Annotated in this window: 3 protein-coding genes; 1 reads left to right on the top strand and 2 read right to left on the bottom strand. The window is 77.0% G+C overall.

Going from position 1 to position 3583, the window contains the following annotated elements; all coding sequences use genetic code 11:
* On the bottom strand, window positions 1-2184 hold a 2184-nt coding region (locus A2U95_RS21905; protein WP_166025910.1), incomplete at its 3' end, for a molybdopterin oxidoreductase family protein.
* A gap of 80 nt (window positions 2185-2264) precedes the next feature.
* The gene (locus A2U95_RS21900) at window positions 2265-2930 is read right to left on the bottom strand and encodes a SanA/YdcF family protein (protein WP_166025909.1); all 666 of its coding nucleotides are present in this window, start codon (window positions 2928-2930) and stop codon (window positions 2265-2267) included.
* Between the two features lie 159 nt (window positions 2931-3089).
* On the opposite strand from A2U95_RS21900, the gene A2U95_RS21895 reads away from it, so the two are divergent.
* On the top strand, window positions 3090-3583 hold a 494-nt coding region (locus tag A2U95_RS21895; protein WP_206283009.1), incomplete at its 3' end, for a sirohydrochlorin chelatase.

Genomic DNA, 3583 nt, shown 5'->3' with positions numbered 1-3583 from the left:
GGCCGCGTCGGCCGCGTCGGCCGCGTCGGCCGCGTCGGCCGCGTCGGCCGCGTCGGCCGCGTCGGCCCCGCCGGCCGCGTCGGCCGCGTCGGACGAGCGCTCCACCCGGACCGCGCAGGTCTTGAACTCCGGCATCCGGGAGACCGGGTCGAGCGCCGGGTTGGTGAGCGTGTTGACCCGGCCCTCGCCGTACCAGTGGAACGGCATGAACACGGTGTCCGGCCGGATCGCGCCGGTGATCCGGGCCGGGGCGACCGCACGGCCGCGGCGGGACACGACCGCGAGCCGGTCCCCCTCCGCGACACCGAGCCGCTCCGCCAGCCGCGGGTGCAGCTCCACGAACGGGCCGGGCGCCGCCGCGTTCAGTTCGGCGACCCGGCGGGTCTGCGCGCCGGACTGGTACTGGGAGACCACCCGTCCCGTGGTGAGCAGCAGCGGGTACTCCTCGTCCGGCTCCTCCGCCGACGCGCGGTGGGCGACCGGCACGAAGCGGGCCCGGCCGTCCGGGTGGGCGAACCGGTCGAGGAACAGCCGGGGCGTGCCGGGGTGCGGGGCGGCGCCCGCCTCCCGGGGCTCCGGGGCGGGCCAGAACACGCCGTTCTCCGCGGCCAGCCGCCGGTAGGTGATCCCGGAGTAGTCCGCGAGGCCGCCCGCGCTGGCCCGGCGCAGCTCCTCGAAGACCTCCTCGGGGTCGTCGGAGAACCCCTTCTCCACGCCGAGCCGGGCGGCCAGCTCCCGCATCACGTACAGGTCGCCGCGCACCCCGTCCGGCGGGGTGACCGCCCGCCGGCGCAGCAGGACCCGGCCCTCCAGGCTGGTCGTGGTGCCGGTCTCCTCGGCCCACTGGGTGACCGGGAGCACCACGTCGGCCAGCGCCGCCGTCTCGGAGAGGACCACGTCGGCCACGGCGAGGAAGTCCAGCGACCGGATCCGCTCCTCCACGTGCGCGGCACGCGGCGCGGAGACCACCGGGTTGGACCCCATCAGCAGCAGGGCGCGGATGTCGGTGCCGAGCGCGTCCAGGAGTTCGTAGGCGCTGCGGCCGGGGCCGGGCAGCGAGTCCGGGTCGACGCCCCACACGCCCGCGACGTGGCGGCGCGCCTCGGGGTCGTCCAGCTTGCGGTAGCCGGGCAGCTGGTCGGCCTTCTGGCCGTGCTCGCGCCCGCCCTGGCCGTTGCCCTGGCCGGTGAGGCAGCCGTAGCCGGAGTACGGGCGGCCGGGACGGCCGGTGGCCAGGCAGAGGTTGATCCACGCGCCGACCGTGTCGGTCCCCTTGGACTGCTGCTCCGGGCCGCGCGCGGTGAGCACCATCGCCGCCTCGGGCTCGCAGAACATCCGCACCACCTCGCGCAGTTGCGGCACCGGCACGCCGGTGATCCGCTCCACGTACTCCGGCCAGTGCGCCATCGCCGCGGCCCGGGCCTCCTCCCACCCGGTGGTGCGGGCGGCGACGTACTCCTCGTCGACCCGCCCCTCGGCGACGACCAGGTGCAACAGGCCGAGCGCCAGGGCGAGATCGGTGCCGGGACGGGGCGCGATGTGCAGGTCCGCCTGCTCGGCGGTGCGGGTGCGGCGCGGGTCGACCACGATCAGCGTGCCGCCCCTCTCGCGCAGTTCGGTGAAGTAGCGCAGCGACGGCGGCATGGTCTCGGCCGGGTTGGAGCCGACCAGGATCACGCACCCGGTGCGCGGGACGTCCTCCAGCGGGAACGGCAGCCCCCGGTCCAGCCCGAACGCCCTGGTCCCGGCGGCCGCCGCGGACGACATGCAGAACCGCCCGTTGTAGTCGATCTGCGAGGTGCCGAGCGCCACCCGGGCGAACTTGCCCAGCGTGTACGCCTTCTCGTTGGTGAGGCCGCCGCCGCCGAAGACGCCCACCGCGTCCGCGCCGTGCTCCGCGCGGGTGCCGGCCAGCGCCGAGGCCACCCGGTCGAGCGCGTCCTCCCAGCTCGCCGGGGCCAGCTCCCCGTCGGCGCCGCGCACCAGGGGCTCCGTCAGCCGCGCCCCGCGGTCCAGCACCGCCGGGGCGGTGCGGCCCTTGCCGCAGAGGGCGCCCCGGTTGACCGGGAAGTCCGTCCGCTCCCGCACCTCCACGCCGCCCCCCTCGACGGGTGCCAGGTTCATGCCGCACTGCAGCGCGCAGTAGGGGCAGTGGGTGGGCGTGGGCGCGGCGGTGTTCTGCATGCGCCTCAGCGTGCGCGCCGCGTGTTACGCGGCCGATCGCGCCTGGTTACGCGGCCGGGACGGTGACCTCCCGGCCGGCCTCACGGCCGTGTGAGGGCCCGCTCGACGCCGTGCTCCCGCGGTCCGAGGAACATCGGGTCGGGCTCGACCAGCGCGTCCAGCGCGGCCTTGCCCGCCGCCAGGGTCTCCCGCGCCGCGCCGTAGTACCAGACGCCGTCGCGCCGGTCGCCCGTCGCCGCCACCCCGTACGAGGCGATGCCCGCCTCCTCGCACAGCGCCACCGCCCGCCGGACGTGGAAGCCCTGGGTGATCAGCACCGCCTCGTCCACGCCGAACACCCGCTTCGCCCGCGCGCAGGAGTCCCAGGTGTCGAAGCCGGCGTAGTCGCTGACGATCCGTGAGTCCGGCACGCCGTGCTCCACCAGGTAGGCGCGCATCGCGTCCGGCTCGTCGTACTCCTCCCGGCTGTTGTCCCCGGTGACCAGCACGGCCCGTATCCGGCCGTCCGCGTAGAGCTCCGCCGCCGTGTCCAGCCGGTGCGCCAGGTACGGGGACGGCTCGTCGCCCCACAGCCCGGCCCCGAACACCATCGCCACCCCGGTCTCCGGGACCTCGCCGGGCGCCCGCAGCCGCCCGTCCGCCGCCGTGTACACCCAGGCGTACGGCAGCAGCGCCAGCGCGCAGACGGCCACCGCCGCCCGCACCAGCCGCCGGCGGCCGACCCGTGTCCTGGGCAGCCGCGGCAACCGCGGCGCACTCCACCATGTCCCCACGTCACCTCGAACGCGCGGAAGCACCGCGGCGGTTCCCGGCCGCCTCTCACATCCCCCCGCGGGCGGGCGTGAGGGGAGGGAAAACAAGCCGGAGCCCGGGCCGCAACCGGGTGGCAATCTCCGCCGGGGAGGATGGGCACCATGTCCGACACCCCGCACCCCGCCCTCGTGCTCGTGCCCCACGGCAGCCGTGACCCCCGCGCGCCGGAGACGGCCCGGGCGCTCGCCCGCCTGGTGCGCTCCCGGCGGCCGGGCCTGGACGTGCGGCTCGGGCACGTGGAACTGAACGAGCCGCTGCTGGCGGACACCCTGGAGGACCTCGGCGGCGCGCCGGCCGTGCTGGTGCCGCTGCTGCTGAGCCGCGGATACCACGTCAAGCACGACATCCCCGCGACCGTCGCCGCCGCGGGCGCCCCCCGGATCCGGTGCGCACCCGCGCTGGGCCCGCACCCGCTGCTGGTGGGCGCCCTGCACGACCGGCTCACCGAGGCCGGCTGGCCCGCCGCGCCGTCGGACCGGCACGCCGTCGTGCTGGCGGCCTCCGGGTCACGCGACCCCGACGGCGCCGCCGACGTCCGCCGCACCGCCGCCGCGCTGGCCGCCAGGCTCGGCGTGCCCGTGGCGCC

Source organism: Streptomyces chilikensis, assembly GCF_001642695.1.
Taxonomy (GTDB): Bacteria; Actinomycetota; Actinomycetes; order Streptomycetales; family Streptomycetaceae; genus Streptomyces; species Streptomyces chilikensis.
This window is presented reverse-complemented; position numbering and strand designations above follow the sequence as displayed.